Origin of the sequence: Rhodococcus sp. 4CII, from assembly GCF_014256275.1 — a bacterium.
Lineage (GTDB): Bacteria > Actinomycetota > Actinomycetes > Mycobacteriales > Mycobacteriaceae > Rhodococcus_F > Rhodococcus_F wratislaviensis_A.
Window position 1 is genome coordinate 4,511,950 of sequence record NZ_JACCFE010000002.1, and the last position, 17,952, is coordinate 4,529,901.

The 17,952-nt window shown below is 66.2% G+C and carries 14 protein-coding genes and 1 riboswitch; of the genes, 10 read left to right on the forward strand and 4 right to left on the reverse strand.

Going from position 1 to position 17,952, the window contains the following annotated elements:
* Positions 1-206: 206 nt before the first annotated feature.
* A riboswitch (glycine riboswitch) is annotated at positions 207-299 on the reverse strand.
* Positions 300-598: 299 nt separating this feature from the next.
* The gene (gene lipA, locus H0B43_RS21590; RefSeq protein WP_185726078.1) at positions 599-1,537 is read left to right on the forward strand and encodes a lipoyl synthase; all 939 of its coding nucleotides are present in this window, start codon (positions 599-601) and stop codon (positions 1,535-1,537) included.
* A 37-nt stretch (positions 1,538-1,574) separates the two neighbouring features.
* Positions 1,575-2,945: a dihydrolipoyl dehydrogenase gene (lpdA, locus tag H0B43_RS21595; protein ID WP_185726077.1), complete on the forward strand. Its 1,371-nt coding sequence runs from the start codon at positions 1,575-1,577 to the stop codon at positions 2,943-2,945.
* Between the two features lie 67 nt (positions 2,946-3,012).
* Here lpdA and yddG read toward each other — a convergent pair whose 3' ends face one another.
* Positions 3,013-4,104: an aromatic amino acid DMT transporter YddG gene (gene yddG / locus H0B43_RS21600; protein ID WP_185726076.1), complete on the reverse strand. Its 1,092-nt coding sequence runs from the start codon at positions 4,102-4,104 to the stop codon at positions 3,013-3,015.
* A 763-nt stretch (positions 4,105-4,867) separates the two neighbouring features.
* Here yddG and H0B43_RS21605 point away from each other — a divergent pair.
* From H0B43_RS21605 to H0B43_RS21620, 4 genes are all read left to right on the forward strand, one after another.
* Positions 4,868-6,262 (forward strand): NAD(P)/FAD-dependent oxidoreductase, encoded by a 1,395-nt coding sequence (locus tag H0B43_RS21605; protein WP_185726075.1) that lies wholly within the window; start codon positions 4,868-4,870, stop codon positions 6,260-6,262.
* Between the two features lie 46 nt (positions 6,263-6,308).
* Positions 6,309-7,202, forward strand: a complete 894-nt coding sequence (dapA, locus tag H0B43_RS21610; RefSeq protein ID WP_185726074.1) for a 4-hydroxy-tetrahydrodipicolinate synthase — start codon at positions 6,309-6,311, stop codon at positions 7,200-7,202.
* Between the two features lie 3 nt (positions 7,203-7,205).
* A complete protein-coding gene (locus tag H0B43_RS21615) occupies positions 7,206-8,690 on the forward strand; it encodes a sodium:alanine symporter family protein (protein ID WP_185726073.1) in 1,485 nt (494 codons plus the stop codon).
* Between the two features lie 86 nt (positions 8,691-8,776).
* Positions 8,777-10,288: an aminobutyraldehyde dehydrogenase gene (locus tag H0B43_RS21620; RefSeq protein ID WP_185726072.1), complete on the forward strand. Its 1,512-nt coding sequence runs from the start codon at positions 8,777-8,779 to the stop codon at positions 10,286-10,288.
* A 23-nt stretch (positions 10,289-10,311) separates the two neighbouring features.
* Here the strand turns inward: H0B43_RS21620 and H0B43_RS21625 are convergent, their stop codons facing one another.
* Positions 10,312-11,658, reverse strand: coding sequence for an MFS transporter (locus H0B43_RS21625; protein ID WP_185729857.1), 1,347 nt, complete (start codon positions 11,656-11,658; stop codon positions 10,312-10,314).
* 160 nt (positions 11,659-11,818) lie between these two features.
* Between H0B43_RS21625 and H0B43_RS21630 the strand changes: the two genes are divergently transcribed.
* A complete protein-coding gene (locus H0B43_RS21630; RefSeq protein WP_185726071.1) occupies positions 11,819-12,847 on the forward strand; it encodes a YihY/virulence factor BrkB family protein in 1,029 nt (342 codons plus the stop codon).
* 21 nt (positions 12,848-12,868) lie between these two features.
* On the opposite strand, the gene H0B43_RS21635 is transcribed toward H0B43_RS21630, so the two are convergent.
* Together H0B43_RS21635 and H0B43_RS21640 are read right to left on the reverse strand one after the other, a co-directional pair.
* Positions 12,869-14,374 (reverse strand): NAD(P)/FAD-dependent oxidoreductase, encoded by a 1,506-nt coding sequence (locus H0B43_RS21635; RefSeq protein ID WP_185726070.1) that lies wholly within the window; start codon positions 14,372-14,374, stop codon positions 12,869-12,871.
* Positions 14,375-14,404: 30 nt separating this feature from the next.
* On the reverse strand, positions 14,405-15,298 hold the full coding sequence (locus H0B43_RS21640) for an SDR family oxidoreductase (protein WP_185726069.1): 894 nt from the start codon (positions 15,296-15,298) through the stop codon (positions 14,405-14,407).
* 76 nt (positions 15,299-15,374) lie between these two features.
* Between H0B43_RS21640 and H0B43_RS21645 the strand changes: the two genes are divergently transcribed.
* The 3 genes from H0B43_RS21645 to H0B43_RS21655 all read left to right on the forward strand — a co-directional run bounded on the left by H0B43_RS21645 (position 15,375) and on the right by H0B43_RS21655 (position 17,932).
* Positions 15,375-16,025 carry a TetR/AcrR family transcriptional regulator gene (locus tag H0B43_RS21645; RefSeq protein WP_185726068.1) on the forward strand — a complete coding sequence of 217 codons (651 nt, stop codon included), beginning with the start codon at positions 15,375-15,377 and terminating at the stop codon, positions 16,023-16,025.
* A 105-nt stretch (positions 16,026-16,130) separates the two neighbouring features.
* Positions 16,131-17,408 (forward strand): hypothetical protein, encoded by a 1,278-nt coding sequence (locus H0B43_RS21650; protein ID WP_185726067.1) that lies wholly within the window; start codon positions 16,131-16,133, stop codon positions 17,406-17,408.
* A 362-nt stretch (positions 17,409-17,770) separates the two neighbouring features.
* Positions 17,771-17,932, forward strand: coding sequence for a hypothetical protein (locus H0B43_RS21655; protein WP_252189740.1), 162 nt, complete (start codon positions 17,771-17,773; stop codon positions 17,930-17,932).
* The last annotated feature ends 20 nt before the right edge of the window (positions 17,933-17,952 follow it).

Consider the following 17,952-nt stretch of genomic DNA (forward strand, 5'->3'; position numbering starts at 1 on the left):
GTGAGCGGCGCGTCGTGGCGCGCGTGACGGCTTTCGACTGGCACGAGGTGACTCCGGTTTCGTTGAGTCCGGACCGCACCGGACGTCGACTGGGGGCACCTCCCCGCTCTGTCCTGAAACCTGAGAGTTTGGGCCCACCGCAGCTACGGCGTGCTCTTCACCTTCGGTAAGTACCGGCCTGGGCCGATTCTGTTCTCCAGAGTTGCCTCTACGCTGCGGTACTGGGGCCTGAGAGATTCCCGGGGAGGAACTTGCTCCTACGGCGCCTCCGAAAACGGAGGTTCTCCCGCTGCGCGTCAACGGCGTCTTCAGTTGTGGTTGGCCAAACAGTACACACGCGTGGCGGGTTTGTCTCCCCGGGCTGCTCCGCGGTCGCCGGGCGGCGACGATCTTGCCAAAACGCCTCGTCGTTTGGCATCCTCGACTGATCTTCGCTCGGACGTGACCGCACACGCCGATCGATGAGAGCCCAGATCACCGCAATTGCAACGGTTGTCGCCGCGTGCTCGCCTTCCCTCACACTCCCGGTCGAGCGGTGCTGCCCGCGCCGCCCGACATTCCATACCGATCGGTCTCGGCTGATCGAAGGAGCCCCCCAATGACCACATCGGAAACATCCCCGGCCACCCGCCGCCTGCTCCGACTCGAAGTCCGCAATGCTCAGACACCGGTCGAACGCAAACCGCCGTGGATGAAGGTGCAGATGCGCACCGGACCCGAATACCGGAAGCTCGCCGCGCTCGTCGAGCGCGAGGATCTGCACACAGTGTGTCAGGAAGCGGGATGTCCCAACATCTTCGAATGCTGGGAGGACCGGGAGGCGACCTTCCTCATCGGTGGGAGCCAGTGCACCCGGCGGTGCGACTTCTGCCAGATCGACACCGGCAAGCCGGCAGAACTGGATCGGGGCGAGCCGAGGCGTGTCGCGGAATCGGTCCAGACGATGGGGCTCCGGTACGCCACCGTCACCGGCGTCGCCCGCGACGATCAACCCGACGGCGGCGCGTGGCTGTACGCCGAGACAGTGCGGCAGATCCACGCGCTGTGCCCGGGAACCGGCGTCGAACTGCTCGTTCCCGACTTCAACGCGAACCCGGAGCAGCTCCGCGAAGTGTTCGACACCCGCCCGGAAGTGCTGGCGCACAACGTGGAGACCGTTCCCCGGGTGTTCCGTCGTATCCGGCCCGGGTTCACCTACGAGCGTTCCCTCGACGTGATCACCCGGGCGAGGGAGGCCGGCCTGATCACCAAGTCGAATCTGATCCTCGGGTTGGGGGAGACCACGGACGAAGTGATCCAGGCTCTGCGGGACCTGCACGCGGCCGGCTGCCAGTTGATCACGATCACCCAATATCTGCGGCCGTCGGCCCGGCACCATCCGGTGGAGCGGTGGGCGAAACCCGAGGAGTTCGTGATGCTCGACCAAACCGCCCGCGAGATCGGATTCCTCGGTGTGCTGTCCGGTCCGCTCGTCCGGTCGTCGTACCGGGCCGGCCGTCTGCACGCGGAGGCCGTCGCCGCCACCTCGACCCACTGACCTCACACCCCTCATCCTGTCCAGCTAGGAGTTACTCATGTCCAGATCTGCAGACGTCGTCATCCTCGGTGGTGGTTCCGGCGGTTACGCGGCCGCGATCCGCTCGGCCGAACTCGGCCGCTCGGTGATCCTGATCGAAGAGAACGAGCTCGGAGGCACCTGCCTGCATCAGGGGTGCATCCCGACCAAGGCCCTGCTGCACGCCGCCGAAGTCGCCGACAGTGCCCGCACGGCGTCACAGTTCGGTGTCGAGGTCACGTTCGGCGGAGTCGACCTCGAGAAGGTGCTGAGCTACAAGAACACGATCGTCACCCGGCTGCACAAGGGACTCCAGGGCCTCGTCGACTCGCACGGCATCACCGTCGTCAACGGTCGCGGACGGTTGGTCGGGCCCAACGGTGTCGAGGTCGACGGCGAGCTGATCACCGGTGCCGCCGTGGTTCTGGCAACGGGATCGTCGCCGAAGACGGTGCCGGGCATCGCCATCGGCGGCAGGGTCGTCACCAGCGACGAGGCGCTCGTGCTGCCGTCGGTCCCGAAGAAGGCGATCATCCTCGGCGGCGGTGTCATCGGCGTCGAATTCGCGAGTGTGTGGGCGTCGTTCGGTGCGTCGGTCACGATCGTCGAGGCGATGCCCAGACTGGTGCCGAACGAGGACGAGACCGTCTCCAAGTACCTCGAGCGCGCCTTCCGTCGTCGCAAGATCGCCGCGAAGACAGGTGTGCGGGTAACGGACGTGACGCAGGACGACGATTCGGTGTCCGTCACTCTCGACTCCGGGGACGTGCTCGACGCCGACGTCGTGCTGGTCGCGGTCGGGCGCGGTCCGAACACCGACTCGATGGGATACGAACAGACCGGAGTGGTCCTCGATCGGGGATTCGTGGTGACCAGCGACCGACTGCGCACCACGGTGCCGAACGTCTACGCGGTCGGCGACATCGTCGCCGGGCTGCAGCTTGCGCACCGCGGTTTCCAGCAGGGCATCTTCGTGGCAGAGGAGATCGCCGGACTCCGTCCGGACGTCATCGACGAGACCGGGATCCCGCGGGTCACCTACTCCCACCCCGAGGTGGCGTCGGTCGGGCTGACGGTGAGCGCGGCACGCGAGAAATTCGGTGGGGACGTCGAGACCGTCACTTATGACCTCGCCGGCAACGGCAAGAGTCAGATCCTGAAGACGTCGGGAGCGGTCACACTCGTGGTGGCGCCGGATGGTGTCGTCGTCGGCGTGCACATGGTCGGCGACCGCGTCGGCGAGCTGATCGGTGAGGCGCAGCTGCTTTACAACTTCCAGGTCGAGGCCGCCCAGGCGGCGAAATTCGTGCACGCCCATCCCACCCAGGGCGAGGCACTCGGTGAGGCCCTACTCGCCGTGGCCGGCAAGCCTCTGCACGTCCACGCCTGAAACGCAGGTGAGCGGCAAAGTGTGCTGACGCACGCTTTGCCGCTCACATGGGGGTCCTGCTGGGGCGTTAGCTTCCTGACCGGGCGTCGACCGGCACCCGAGGTGCCGAATGGTGATCGCTGACGATGGTGACCGCGCATTCCACGCGCGTATCGAGCAGCGAACGAACCACAAGGGGCTCTTCGACACTCGTCTCCTCGACCGGCTGCTCGTCGAAAATCTGCTCGTCGAGTGCGCTGGTCTCTTCGGGAAGTTCGACGGCTGCCTTCGGTTCGCGGGTAGCCAGCCAGCACAGGATTGCCCCGATGCACACCACGGCGGTTCCCACCCAGAAGGTGAGCCCGAGTGCCGTGGCCAACATCAATGACGAGAAGGCGGCGGACAGTACGGGCGTGAAGTACGAGGCCGCGGCGAGCAACGTCATGTTTCCGCGAAGGATTCCGACATTCCACAGGGCATAGCCGAAGCCGATCGCGCAGGCCGCCACCACGGTCGCCGCGATTGCGGTGAAGCTCAGGTGCATGGGCTCGCGGCCTGACAGGAGGTACATGCACCAGAACGACACGGCCGTCAGCGTAAAGAACGGCGTGATGCCGTTGTTCCCGTTCGCGAACATCTTGGTGACGGTGCAGTAGCCCGCCCAGATCAGTGCGCCGGCGAACGCGAGAGCATAACTCAGGGGGTTCGAGCGCACGTTGTCGATGGTGCCGGTGATGTCCAGCCCGGTGTCACCGCCGAGAACCACTGCAATGCCGGCCACGGACAGCGCGATGCCGGGCAGAATCAGGCGCGAAGCCTTCTGGCCGGCGAACACGATCGCGAACACCACCGTCAGGCTGGGCCACAGATAGTTGACGATCCCGACTTCGATTGCCTGCCTCGGGGTATCGGCCAGTCCGATTGCGAGGGCGAAGCACACCTCGTACGCGGCAAACATCACGGCACCTGTGACGAGATACGTCCGGCTGAAGTCCTTGAACTTGGGCCATCCCACAGTCACCGACAACAGAATCGCGCAGCAGGAGTAGATCATCGCGGCACCGCCGATCGCTCCCAGGCTATCGGTGACCAGACGGATCATTCCGACCATCGAACTCCACAACACAATCGCCAACAGCCCCGCCGCGGTGGCACTTCGGCTCGCCTTGGTCGCTCCCACAACAACAACTCCTCCACTGCCGTACTCGTGGATTCTGGGTGAATCCCGTCACCTGTACCGATTCGCCCGGACTGCACCGGGTTCCGGGCGCTGTCGCCAGCCGCCGGGAAACGAACCACTACTGGGACCGAAGATCTGGTGTGCATCGCGACCATGAGTGACTCTGTCGCTTACATTTCGGTAACACGAACGTAATCTGTGATCACATATGGCTCAAGCTCTCAGCCGAGTGAGACGTACCACTATTTGAGGTGAATGAGGCTCAGACCGATTGACCCCGCGCAGATTTCACCCCACAGGCGCCGAAAGAAAGCGTCGCGTTCGTCTGTCCTTTCGGAAACGCGGTCCGAAACAATGGCGCGCCCCCGAACGGCGCAGGGGAGCGCCATGCCTCCGTGTCCCCGTCGGCCGCCGCAGATCGCGGCCGTGGAGACCGAAGGGCTCCTTACCCCGTACCCGACGATGTCGAGGCCGCGTACCCCTGGCCGCCAGCTCGGTGAGGCTGGTCCCGAGGTGAAGCGGAGCGGTCGAGAGGACGCTCCTCCCTGGCTGCACGTCAAGGGTTGTGTGATCTGTGATCACATATTAGTCTAAGGGCACGGGTATGACCGGCATCACTGTTTATCCCATCAGGCGACGCCCCGGACTGCGTGTTCTCACGGAGCCATTGCAGGTCGGGAGTGCGCGCCCCGAAGCACGAACTTGCCACGAACTCGCCACCACTTCCGGCGAGAGACACGGCCCCCAGTGAAGGAGTATCGAAGTGCGAGATGTAGTTGTAGTCGGCGCCGGCCTGGCCGGTCTCTCGGCGGGCTGGCGGTTGCGTCACTGGGACACCCTCGTCCTGGAATCCGATGAGCGCGTCGGTGGACGTATCCGTTCCGAACGACGCGGATCGTACTGGCTGAACTGGGGTGGCCACGTTTTCGCCGGGCCCGGATCTTCCACCGACGCTCTGCTCAACGAGGCCGGCGTCATGTCGGTCGACATTCCCGGGTCGCTGCAGGCGCTGGCCATGAACGGGAAGTTCCTTCGCAAGGGCCATATCGCCACGTATCCGTTCCGGATCCCGATGTCGCTGTCGGCGCGGGTGGCGACCATGCGGGCCGGCATGAAGGTCGTTGCCGGTGTCGGAAAGTACACCGGCGTGGTGCGCAAGCGCACCGGCGAGTCCGGCGCGATGCGCCAGCAGCGAATCTACGACTTCGCGAACAACCAATCCTTCCTCGACTTCGTCGGCGACCTGCCCGAGGACGCGGCTGCGCTGTTCAAGACCACCGTCACCCGGTCGGCTGGAAACATGGACCAGATCTCGGCGGGTGCCGGCATCGGATACTTCAGCCTGGTACTCGGCTTCGGACAGGGCCTCAGCCGCGGCATCGTCGGCGGCCCGTCCACCCTCACCGAAGCCCTCGCCGCGTCGCTGGGCGACCGCGTTCAGCTGGGTGCCGCGGTACACGAGGTCGTGCACAAGAAGGACTCGGTGATCGTTCGCTACCGCCAGGACGGACGCGACCACGAGGTGGAGGCGCGAACGGTCGTGCTGGCCACGACCGCGGACGTGTCCCACCGCGTCGGCGTCGACCTGCCGGAGAACCTGCGCGACGCGCTCTCGCAGATCAAGTACGGCCCCCACGTCAGCTCGGCGTTCCTCACCGACGAAACGACGAAGCGTCCGTGGGACGACATCTACGCCATCGCCGCCCCCAAGCGTTCCTTCGCCATCGCGCTCAACCAGGCGAGCATCGTCCGCGGCACCGAGACCGTCCGCCAGCCCGGCGGCAGCTTCATGACGTTCTCACCCGCGGCGCTGGGCAGCGCACTGCTCGACAAGAGCGACGACGAGGTTGTGAAGACTCACCTCGCCGACCTGGAACAGATCCTCGGGCCCGGGTTCTCCGACACCGTCGTGGAAGCAAAGGCCGCACGGTGGAAGAACGCATCGCCCTACAGCTTCCCCGGTCGCGCGAAGCTTCAGCCCACGCTGACGCGCGGAGCCGGTCGAGTCTTCCTGGCCGGCGACTACCTCGGAACGCTCTACACCGAAACCTCGATCACCTCAGGGTTCTCCGCGGCCCAGGAGGTCGTCAGCGTGCTCGCCACCCATCGTCAGACCCGTCACGCAGACGAGCTTCCCGTCCATTCCGTCAGCGCCTGACCGTCCTCACACCCGAATACGTCTCAACGATCTAGGAGTCCTTTCGATGTCCAAACAACTCAGTGGTGTCCTCACCGCCTTGACCACCCCGTTCGACGCCGACGAGCTCATCGACACGGACAAGCTCGAGCGCGTGGTGGACCGCTCGATCAAGGCCGGCGTCAACGGCGTCGTCGCGGCAGGATCGACCGGTGAGGTCGGGGCACTGTCATCGGACGAGCGCGAGCGTCTCGTCGACACGGTCATCGAGCACACCGACGGCCGGGTTCCCGTCATCGCCCAGACCGGTGCCACGTCGACCGCAGAGGCCATCCGCCTCTCGCGCGCCGCCGAAAAGTCGGGCGCGGACGTGCTCATGCTGATCACCCCGTTCTACGAGCCGCTCTCGGTCGACGAGACGGTGGCGTACATCAAGGATGTCGCTTCGTCGGTGGAGCTGCCGATCATGCTGTACAACATCCCCGCAGTCACCGGTGTGAACCTCGACCCCGGCACGGTCCGCTCCCTCGCCGAAGAGGTCGACAACATTCGGTACATCAAGGACTCGAGCGCGAACTGGGAACAGGCGCTGCAGCTGATTCACCACCACAGCGACGTGATCGGCACGTTCATCGGCTGGGATCCGTACCTGTACGGTGCCCTCGTCGAGGGAGCTGCCGGTGTCATGGCCGGTACCGCCAACGTGGTTCCGGACGAGATCGTCGCCGTCAACCGGCTCATCGTCGACGGCGACCTGCGCGGCGCCCTCGCCAAATGGCGCGACCTGTACCCGGTGATCGACGCGCTGATCTCCGTTCCCTTCATTCCCGCCGTCAAGGCAGGTCTCGCTCTGCTGGGCGAACCCGTAGGCGCGCCCCGCCGGCCGACCGCCGAACTCTCCGCAGAGCAGGTCGGGAACATAGGACAGGCGTTGAAGACGCTCGCTAAGGGAACAGGCTAAGTCATGGGCCTCGACTGGGCCGAGACACTCACAACCCTGGCGGACGGCATCTGGGGACCGATGGCCTACGTGGTCCTCGGCCTCGGGGTCGCATACACCGTAGCCACCAAAGGAATTCAGTTCCGACGCATCCCGGACATGATCCGACAGCTGAGGGAGACCAGCGAAGGCGAAGGAGGACTGTCGTCCTTCCAAGCGCTCGTACTCGCACTCGCCAGCCGAGTGGGTGTCGGAAGCATCGCAGGTGTCGCGACGGCGGTCGGCGGTGGTGGACCGGGAGCTCTGCTGTGGATGGCCGTGACCGGACTGGTCGGCTGTACCGTCGGCTACGCCGAGGCAACCCTCGCGCAGGTGTTCAAACGTCAGGTAGAGGACGAAGACCGGAGGAAAGCCAACGAAGACATCGGCGGCATGCCGTACTACATCAAGTACGGACTGAAACTTCCCAAGGTCGCGGGACTCGTCGCGTTTCTCGGTCTGGTCGGCTACGGCTTTCTGTTCCCCGGATTTCAGGTCAGCACGATTGCCTCGAGTGCCCGGCTGGCATTCGGAGCACCGACCTGGGTGCCGGCCGTGTTGATGACCGTCATGATTGCTCTGGTGATTTTCGGCGGCACCACTCGAATCGTCAAGGTCACGCAGACTCTCGTGCCGATTCTCGCTATCGGATACCTGACGTTGGCGCTGGCGGTGATCGCCGCGAACATCGAAAATGTGCCGGACGCAGTCAAACTGATCGTGAATTCGGCCTTCGGCATCGACCCCGTGCTGGGCGGCATCGCAGGCGCTGCGGTCGCGTGGGGCGTGCGCCGGGCGGTCTTCGCTTCAGCGAACGGAATCGGTGAGGCGACGTTCGCCGCCGCGGCGGCGCGGACGTCCCACCCAGGCAAGCAGGGTCTCGTCCAAACGTTCAGCATCTACATCGATGTTCTGCTGATCTGCATGGCAACAGGGTTGATGATGGTGGTGTCCGGCCAGTACAACGTCTCAGACGGTGCGGGCGGGCACCTCGTCGAGAACCTTCCGGGTATGGAGGCCGGACCGAACTGGGTCCAGAAGGCCATCGACACCCTGGTGCCCGGGTGGGGCGCGGCGTTCATCGCGGTAGCGGTGTTCCTGTTCGGCTTCACCTGCCTCATCGTGTACTTCTACGTGGCGAACTCGAACCTGTTGTTCCTGTTGAACGGCCGGAACGGGCCGGTATCGAAGATGGTCCTCAAGGTCGGCACGCTCGTGATCGTGTTCCTGGGTTCGATCGTGAACGCCGGACTCGTGTGGGCCATCGGCGATATCGGGCTCGGGCTCATCGCCTGGATCAACCTCATCTGTCTGGTGTTGCTCTTCCCGCTCGTCAGACGGGTGTACCGCGACTACGAGCAACAGAAGAAGCGCGGACTCGACCCCACCTTCGATCCGACCGCACTCGGCATCGAAGGAGCCGAGTTCTGGGCGTCGAACACCGTCTCCGAACACAGCGTCTCGCGTTGAGGCGTTTCCGCAACTAACCGCCGCGGCGCAGCTGACCGCCCAAGGCAATTCCGCCACTTGCCAGTCGATTTTGGAGGTTCACCCCGATGTCCAATACCACCCTCACCGGACACGTCGCCGTCAGCCGAGCAGCTGGTGGTTCATTGAACGTCCGGGACGATCTGCCGCCGACCCAGCACTACATCGCCGGAGCTTTCGACGCGGTCGACACCTCCGGCCCCCGCACCGAAGTCGTCGATCCGAGTACCGAACAGGTCATCGCCGCGGTACCCCAGGGGACCGTCGCCGACGTCGACCGAGCGGTTGCAGCCGCGGTCGCCGCCGAGAACGACTGGGCCGGACTTGTTCCCAAGGAACGTTCGACTCTGCTGCACCGCATCGCGGACCGCATCGAACAGAACTCCGAGGTGCTGGCTCGGCTCGAATCTGCCAACACCGGAAAGCCTTTCGAGGTCTCGAACGACGACGTGGCGGGCACCGTCGACACCTTCCGGTTCATGGCGGGCGCGCTGCGTGCGACCACGTCGATGGCTGCCGGGGACTATGCCGAGAACCACCTGTCGGTGATCCTGCGGGAACCGCTCGGCGTGGTCGGCGTCGTGACTCCGTGGAACTATCCACTGCTGATGGCGGCGTGGAAGATCGCTCCGATCCTCGCCGCCGGAAACACGTTGGTCATCAAGCCGTCCGAGCAGACCCCGCTGACGACATTGAAATTTGCCGAACTCGTCGCCGACCTGCTTCCGGCGGGCGTGTTCAATGTGGTGACCGGCCTCGGACCGACCGTGGGGGCGCGGCTGAGCGAGCATCCCGACATCGACATGATCGCCCTGACCGGATCCGTGGGCAGCGGGAAGGCCGTCGCACGCGGAGCCGCGGACACGCTCAAGCGCGTCCATCTCGAACTGGGCGGCAAGGCACCCGTGGTGATCTTCGACGACGCCGATCTCGACGACGCCGCGGTGTCGCTGCGTGCGGCCGGCTACTGGAACTCGGGCCAGGAATGCGGTGCGGCATGCCGCATCCTCGTCCACGAGTCGGTCGCCGATTCGTTCACTCGAAAGCTGGTCGACCAGGTGAGCACGTTCGTGGTCGGTGAGCCGGGAGCAGGCGACGACGTCGAAATCGGGCCCCTGGTGTCCAAGGCACACTTCGAGCGGGTCACCGCCTATCTGGAACGTGCTGCCCGGCAGGGAATCACCGCCGCGATCGGTGGAACCCCGCTGGACGGACCCGGCTACTTCATTGCACCGACCGTGCTTGTCGGGGTATCCGACGGCGCCGAATGCGCTCGTGAGGAGATCTTCGGTCCCGTGGTCACCATCGAGACCTTCACCGACGAGGACGAGGCAATCCGCCGCGCGAACGACGTTCCGTTCGGTCTCTCGGCGTCCGTCTGGACCGAGAACGCTCGGCGTAGCCATGAGGTCGCCGCCCGGATCGACGCCGGAACGGTGTGGGTCAACTCCCATCTCGTGCTGGCCAACGAAGTTCCGTGGGGTGGTTTCAAGGGATCCGGTTACGGACGCGACCTGTCGATCTACGCCCTCGACGACTACTCGCGCACCAAGCACGTCATGCACAACCACGGTCGTTGATTCGCTGCGCCCCGCTAGCCGCCTCAGTGGGCGGTCAGCGGAGCGTCCGCGGCGGCGTCCACGCTGGACTTCTCGAGTCGCAGCCGCGACACGGCGAGTCCGGCGAGGAGGAAGGACACGGCGACGAGGAGGTACAGCTGGGTGGGTGACCAGTCGCGGTCGAGGAGGGCGCCCGCGACGATCGGTGACGCGATGGCGCCGACCCGGCCGATGCCGATACCCCAGCCGACGCCGGTGGCGCGGACGGACGGCGAGTAGACCGACGGTGTGATCGCGTACAGCCCGGCGATGCAACCGTTGGCGAAGACGCCGATGAGGGCGCCGAGCCCGAACGCGACGACGATCGACGCGGTGGCGGGGACGAAGACCGCCAGGAGCAGGCCGGCGATCGCCATGTAGGCGATGAGCACGCGTTTCAGGGCGAACCGCGCGGACAGCGCGCCGAGGAGCGTCGCACCGAAGATGCCACCGAGGTTGAGCAGAACTCCGCCGGTGACGCCCTGATTCGCGGACATGCCCGCCTCGACCAGCAGCTTCGGGGTCCAGCTGGTGACGAAGTAGAAGCCGAACATCGCCATGAAGAACGCGAACCACACCAGGAGGGTGCGGCGGCGCCGCTCGGGCGACAGGAGGACACGCACCGCGAATCCGGCGTCCGCGGTGGCGGTGGCGCGTGGTGCGGGCAGGTTGTCCAGCCGCGGTTGACCGACCCGCACGGCGAAGGCGTTGATGCGGTCGAGGGCGTTGGCCGGTCGCCGGACGAGCAGGAAGTCGATCGATTCGGGAAGCCGGACGAAGACGATCGGAAGGATCGCGGCCGTGCACACCCCGCCGAACAGGAACACCGTGCGCCAGCCCAGCGAATTCTGCAGCACGACGGCGATGATTCCGCCGGCCGTCGCGCCGACGGCGTATCCGGTGGAGTTGAGACTCACGGCCAGCCCACGCCAGCGGTTCGACGCGTATTCACTGGCGATGACGTTGCTGCTGGCCAGGATTCCGCCGATACCGACGCCGGTGAGGGCACGGAGCAGGCCGAGTTGCATCGCGTTCTGACTGACCGCCGACAGCAGCATGCCCGTCGACGCGAGCGCCAGGCACAGCAGGATCATGGCGCGGCGACCGATGGTGTCGGCCCACGGCGCCAGGAACAGCGACCCCGCGGCCATGCCGAACAGCCCGGCGCTGAGCAGGAGTCCGACGACCGAACCGGACAGATCCCATTCCTGCGACACCGACTGCGCGGTGAATGCCATGACGAGGACGTCGAAGCCGTCGAGCACGTTGAGTAGACCGCAGATGGCGATGGCGCCCCATTGGTAGCGCGTCATCGGGCTGTGGTCGATGCGTTCGCGGAGGTCGAATTGCATGTGCGGGACCTGCTCTTCCTGGAGGCGGGCTGTGAGGTGGCTCACGACCCACTTACCGTGGCGGACGGGTCACTCGTTTCCAACTCCGTTTCCGAATGCCGGAATGTCGGGCACGGCCCGTCGCAGTTTCCGCGCGCCGGGTTTCGGGTAGGCGTCATCGATGACAGACGATCGGCACGCAGAACCGGAACCCGACGATCCGCGCAAGCCGGATTCGCCTGTGGACCTGACGAAACCGTCCTGGTGGTACGTCGTCCGGAAGACGGCGCACGAGTTCACACGCGATCAGTGCACCGACCTCGCGGCCGCACTGACGTACTACGCGGTCCTCTCGCTGTTCCCCGCGCTGCTTGCGCTGGTCTCGTTGCTGGGAGTGTTCGGGCAGGGACAGCGCACGACCGATGCGGTCCTGCAGATGGTCGACGATCTCGGGCCGTCCTCCGCCGTGGACACGCTGCGCGCGCCCATCACGCAACTGGTCGAGACGCCGACCGCGGGGATGGCCCTGGCCCTCGGCCTGCTCGGCGCGGTGTGGTCGGCGTCCGGGTACATCGGGGCGTTCGGACGTGCCATGAACCGCATGTACGAAGTGGAGGAGGGGCGTCCGGTGTGGAAGCTCCGGCCGCTGATGCTGGGGGTCACCGTCGCCGGTCTGATCCTGGTGGCCGTCGGCGCGGCGATGCTCGCCCTGAGCGGTCCTGTCGCCCGCTCGGTCGGTGACGCGATCGGATTCGGCGACACCGCCCTGACCGTGTGGAACATCGCCCGCTGGCCGTTCGTCCTCGGCATCGTCGTGGTTGCCGTCGCCATCCTCTACTACGTCACACCCAATGTGAAGCAGCCGAAATTCCGCTGGATCAGCGCCGGTGCGTTCCTCGCCATCGTGACGTGGATCGTCGCGTCGGTCCTGTTCGGTCTCTACGTCGCCAACTTCGGCAGCTACAACAAGACCTACGGATCGCTGGCCGGGGTGATCGTGTTCCTGCTCTGGCTCTGGATCACCAATCTGGCACTCCTCTTCGGCGCGGAACTCGATGCCGAACTCGAGCGCGGACGAGAGTTACAGGCCGGGATGCCCGCCGAGGAGGAACTGCAATTGCCGCCTCGCGACACCCGGGTATCGGACAAGAACGCCGAGAAGTACGAGAACTACGTGCGCGAGGGCAGGGCATTGCGTGACCGCCCCTGAGTGCTTGTCAACCGCCGGCGGTCACGAAGTACTCACGGGCGCGAAGCGCATGGCGTCGTCGACGAGCTTGCCGTGCCGCAGCATCACCAGGTCGCGGAAGTAGTTCATCCGCAGGCGCCACGGCGCTTTCGACCCCTGCTTCGGGAACGACTCCACCGACCGCAGCACGTACCCGGCGGCGAAGTCGAGGAACGGTTCCTCGTCGACCGAACTGTCCCGCTCCGGGGCGCACTGTGTGAATCCGTTGGCATCCATGTGCGCCAGCAGGCGGCAGACGTACTCGCACACCAGGTCGGCCTTCAGCGTCCAGGACGCGTTGGTGTAGCCGATGACGAACGCGAAGTTCGGCACGCCGCTGAGCATCATCCCCTTGTACGCCATGGTCTCGGTGAGGTCGATGTCGCGGCCGTCGACAGCGAGGGCCATCCCGCCGAACGCGAGCAGATTCAAACCTGTTGCCGTGACGACGATGTCGGCCCGGAGCTCGTCGCCGGACTTCAGCGTGATGCCGGTTTCGGTGAACGTGTCGATGTGATCGGTCACGATCGACACCTCGTCGTTCCGGATGGATCGGAACAGATCCCCGTTGGGCACGAGGCACAGTCGCTGGTCCCACGGGTTGTAGCGGGGCGTGAAGTGGGTGTCGATGTCGTAGCCCTTCGGCAGCCACTTCTCCTGGAGTTGCCGGATGCGCCCCTTCATGAACTCCGGGTACCGCTGGCACAGTTGATAGATCGCCGTTGCGACGGATGCGTTCTTCAGCCGCGTGAGAGCGTACGCGAGGCGCGCGGGCAGGTGGCGCCGCAGCTTGTTGGCCAGCTTGTCCTTGGCCGGCATCGAGATGATGTAGGTGGGCGACCGCTGCAGCATCGTGACGTGCGCGGCCTCGGCGGCCATCGACGGCGCCAGGGTGACCGCGGTGGCGCCGCTGCCGATGATGACGACGCGCTTGCCCGCGTAGTCGAGGTCCTCGGGCCACTTCTGCGGGTGCACGACCTGCCCGGCGAACCGGTCGATCCCCGGAAACTCGGGGGTGTAGCCCTCATCGTAGCGGTAGTAGCCGCTGCAGGACATCAGGAAGTTCGCGGTGAACCGCACGGTCGCACCGGTATCGGTGCGCTCGGCGTCGACCGTCCACTGCGAGTCCGCGGTGGACCACTCCGCCCGGGTCACCCGATGCCGGAACCGGATGTTCCGGTCGATTCCGTGCTCGGCTGCCGTGCCCTTGACGTACTCGAGGATCGACGGGCCGTCGGCGATGGACTTGTCGTTCTCCCACGGCTTGAACCGGTAGCCGAGCGTGTACATGTCGGAGTCGGACCGAATGCCGGGGTAACGGAACAGGTCCCACGTGCCGCCGATCGATTCGCGGCTCTCCAGGATCGCGTAGGTCCGGCGCGGAAAGTTGTCCTGCAGGTGGTAGGCGGCACCGATCCCGGACAGTCCGGCGCCGACGATCAGCACGTCGAGATGCTCGACGCGAGCCTGCGCGCCGGGGGTGTCGGCGGCGGTATCGGTGTGTGACATGAACACTCTCTCGCTCGGTGGGAAGGGTGGCTACTTGGGGTCTACGGCGACGTCGTCGAGAGCGACATTACGTGCGCTGGTGGACCGGCCGAGCTTCGCGACCTCCTCGTCCATCCGCGGCAGGATCTCCGGGACGTGGGGCAGCAGGCTGCGGTCGCCGACGCGCGACGTCACGACGGCCTTCAGCCAGGCGAAGATTCCGACCCAACGGGGCACATAGACCCGGCGTTTCCGCTTGGCCAGGCCGTCGACGAACGCGTCGACGCACGAGTCGACCGAGGTGGTCTTGCCCAGTGGTCCCGGCAGGGCGGCGAGAAGTTGGTTGAACGCGGTGAGGTCGGCTTTCGCATCCTGGACGAGCGGTGTGTCGATCCATGACATGTGGGCCGAGCCGACGGTGACCCCGCGGTGGGCGACCTCGAGGCGGAGGGTGTTGGCGAAGTGTTCGACCCCGGCCTTACTGGCGTTGTACGCGGCGAGTCCCGGTGCGGGCGCGAATGCGGCGAATGACGAGACGACGAGGATGTAACCCTTGCGCTCGATCACGGACGGCAGTGCGGCGCGGACCGTGTGGAAGACGCCGAGAATGTTGATGTCGACGACCCGTTTGAATGTGGCCGGATCGACCTGCATGACCGAGCCGTAACTGGCGATGCCGGCGTTCGCGAGAACGAGGTCGATGCCGCCGAACTTCGCGACACCGGCGTCGACGGCCTTCTGCACGGCGGCCAGGTCGCAGACGTCCGCGGCCACGGCGAGCGCGACGTCGTCACCGAGTTCGGCGGCAAGGGCCTTCAGCGGTTCGGCGTCCAGATCGAGCAGGATCAGCTTGACGCCCCTGCGTGCGAGGGCGCGCGACGTCTCGGCTCCGATGCCACGCGCGGCGCCGGTGACGAGTGCGACTTTGTTCCTGAGCGTGGGCATGGGATCTCCTGACGAGTGATCTGGCACCGTTCAGTGTCAGTTTGTATCTGGAACTGTGCGGTGTCAATATTGGGTAGTGAGTTCGCCCAGACTCGACGAGTCGGGCCGCACCTACCGCGGTGCGGGCCCCCGGCAGCGCCAGGAAGACCGCCGCGTGCGGCTCGTCGACGCTGCCGTCGAAGTGTTCGGGACCAGCGGATACCGCACCGCGACGGTCGAGAAGATCTGCTCCACGGCGGGGCTGACCAAGCGCTACTTCTACGAGTCCTTCGACGGCAGCGAGGCCCTGCTGCTGGCCGCGTACGCCAGCGTCACCGACCGCCTGCGCGACAGCGTTCTGCGCGGTGCGGCCGAAGGAGCCGATCTGGACGCCCGGGTCCGCGGAGCGCTGACCGCGTTCTTCGAGTCCGTCGCCGACGACCCACGCATCCCGCGGATCGCGTTCCAGGAGGTCCTGGGCGTCGGACCGGAGGTCGACATCGCCTACCGCCGCGTCACCCGCTCGTTCGTCGACGCGGTTCTCGTTGTCATCGGTCCGGCCGTCGACCGGACAGCATTCCCCGACTCCCACCTGCGGACGCTCGCGACCGGCCTGGTGGGTGCCGTCCTGTTGATCGCCCAGCAGTGGGTGCTGGCGGAGAACCCGCAGCCGATCGAATCCGTCATCGCCAGCGCGCACACCATTCTCTCGGCCGTCCTGGGCAGGCTCGGTCCGCACCCCACGTGAGTGCCGTTGCGTGCCGGGTCACGCTTTGTCACTCACGTGCACTGACGTGGGAGGAATTCGGGTAAACGCCGGACAGCATCACATATATGTTGTTAAATATCTGGCATGCCCGGTGCTGTGCACTGCCCGCCACCGTGGGTCCGGACCGCGACGATCCGCACGGTGCTCGTCGCGTTGCTGGGCGTCGTCGTGCTAGCGGTGCCGACGCCGCCTCTCACGCACGCGGCCGGTTACGACGCCCTCCTCGACATCACGCCCGCGAATGCGGCCGCGGAATCGATCGGCGGGCTCGACCCTCGGCTGCCCACCGACTCCCGGGTGCTCGGTGCCGCCCTGGCCGCCGCCCGCGCCGACGGCGTTGCTCCGGCGCGGTATGCGGCCTTGCTGCAACAGTATTGGCTTTCGCGGGGGAGTGAGGTGTCGGGAATCGACCTGGCCGCATGGGATCCGAACGCCGGCCTCGTCGCCAACGCCGCGGTGGTCGACCACGTGTACGAGAACTACGGCCGATACCAACTCCAACGCGCCGAGCTCTACTGGTCCGGTATGGCCGGGCTGGCGGGCGGGTCGTTCGCCGCGGGGTTCTGGGACCTCGACCTCGGCCGGACCGTGCTCGGTGTGGACGCTGTCCATGCGCTCGGCAACGCCGTCGCGTCCACGTTCGGTGGCTTGCCCGGCGAGGCGATGACACTCCTGCCCGCGGACCCCAGAACGCTGGCCACCGTCGGTCCGGCGATGACCCCCGAAGACCTGGACTGGTACCAGAAGCGTCTGCTGATGATGCAGAAGCACATCTACTTCGACATGGTGCCCATGCACGAGGCGTACCTGACCGGGGGCCGGGCCGCCGTCGAGGAGATGGCCGCCGCCGGCCTGCTGGACGAGAACGCCGAGATCGCCTGGAACGGAATATTTTCGGGAACATCGTCGGGATACGTCGACGCCCTGTTCCGGATGGCGTCGCGCGAACAGAATCAGATCATCGCCGATCAGTGGGACGTCACCGCCGCCGCCCGGAACGGTGTCGGCCGGGCGCTCACCTATGCCACCACTCTTGCGGCGCAGCCCTCGGTTCCCGGCTCTCGCGCGCCGGGGAAAGCGGCGCCGATGGTGGTGACCGGCGACTCCGACGGCGCGAACTACCGTCTCCGCGCGCCGCTGCCCGCGTTCAACTGGGCCGACCGCGACCCGCGCTGGCAATACATCGTCAGCGACATCGCGACGTCCTACCAGCGGCTCGCCGAGGATCGCCCGGGAGAACTGCGGGCGCTGCTCGCCGTCCCGTTCCGCGACTTCGTCGAGAGCCAGCGGGTGCTGCGGCGGGTCCCCGACCTCGCCCGGGACATGAGCACCGGCTGGGAGCTGTCGCCTGCGCAGCCGTAGCAGTCGCCTCCTGCCGGACTCCTGCCGGACTTTTGCCGGACGAACGGGACGCTCGTTCGATCTGACGCAACGGGCGTCCCGTTCGTCCGAGGGGTGCGCGGCAGCGCGCTCGATCGGTTTCCTGCCCACGTACGAACAGATCGGAATCGCGGCCCGATCCTCCTCGTCCTGTGCCGCCTCGCGCAGGGGTTCTCGGCGGGCGGTGAGGCGGCAGGCGCCAGCACCCTCACGCTCAGCTGTCGGATCGCATCGGACGACGCCCCGTCTGGATCGCCGGCGCCCTCTGGGCGATCTCGGGCCGGTTCCGTTCCGCTGATCTTCCTGGACTCGAGGCCAGCGTTGCCGACATCGTCGCGGCAGTCGTGGAGACCGTGGGGATTCCCGACATCCTGGTCGACTGCGCGGGCATCATCGGCAGGCCCGCGCCGTCCCACGAGGCGTCGGTCGCCGAGTTCGACCAGATCTTCGACGGCAACGTCAAGGCGTCCGAACTCGTCGTCGACGGTGGTTACACGGCACGCTGACGTTGTCCACGCTCGGCGCC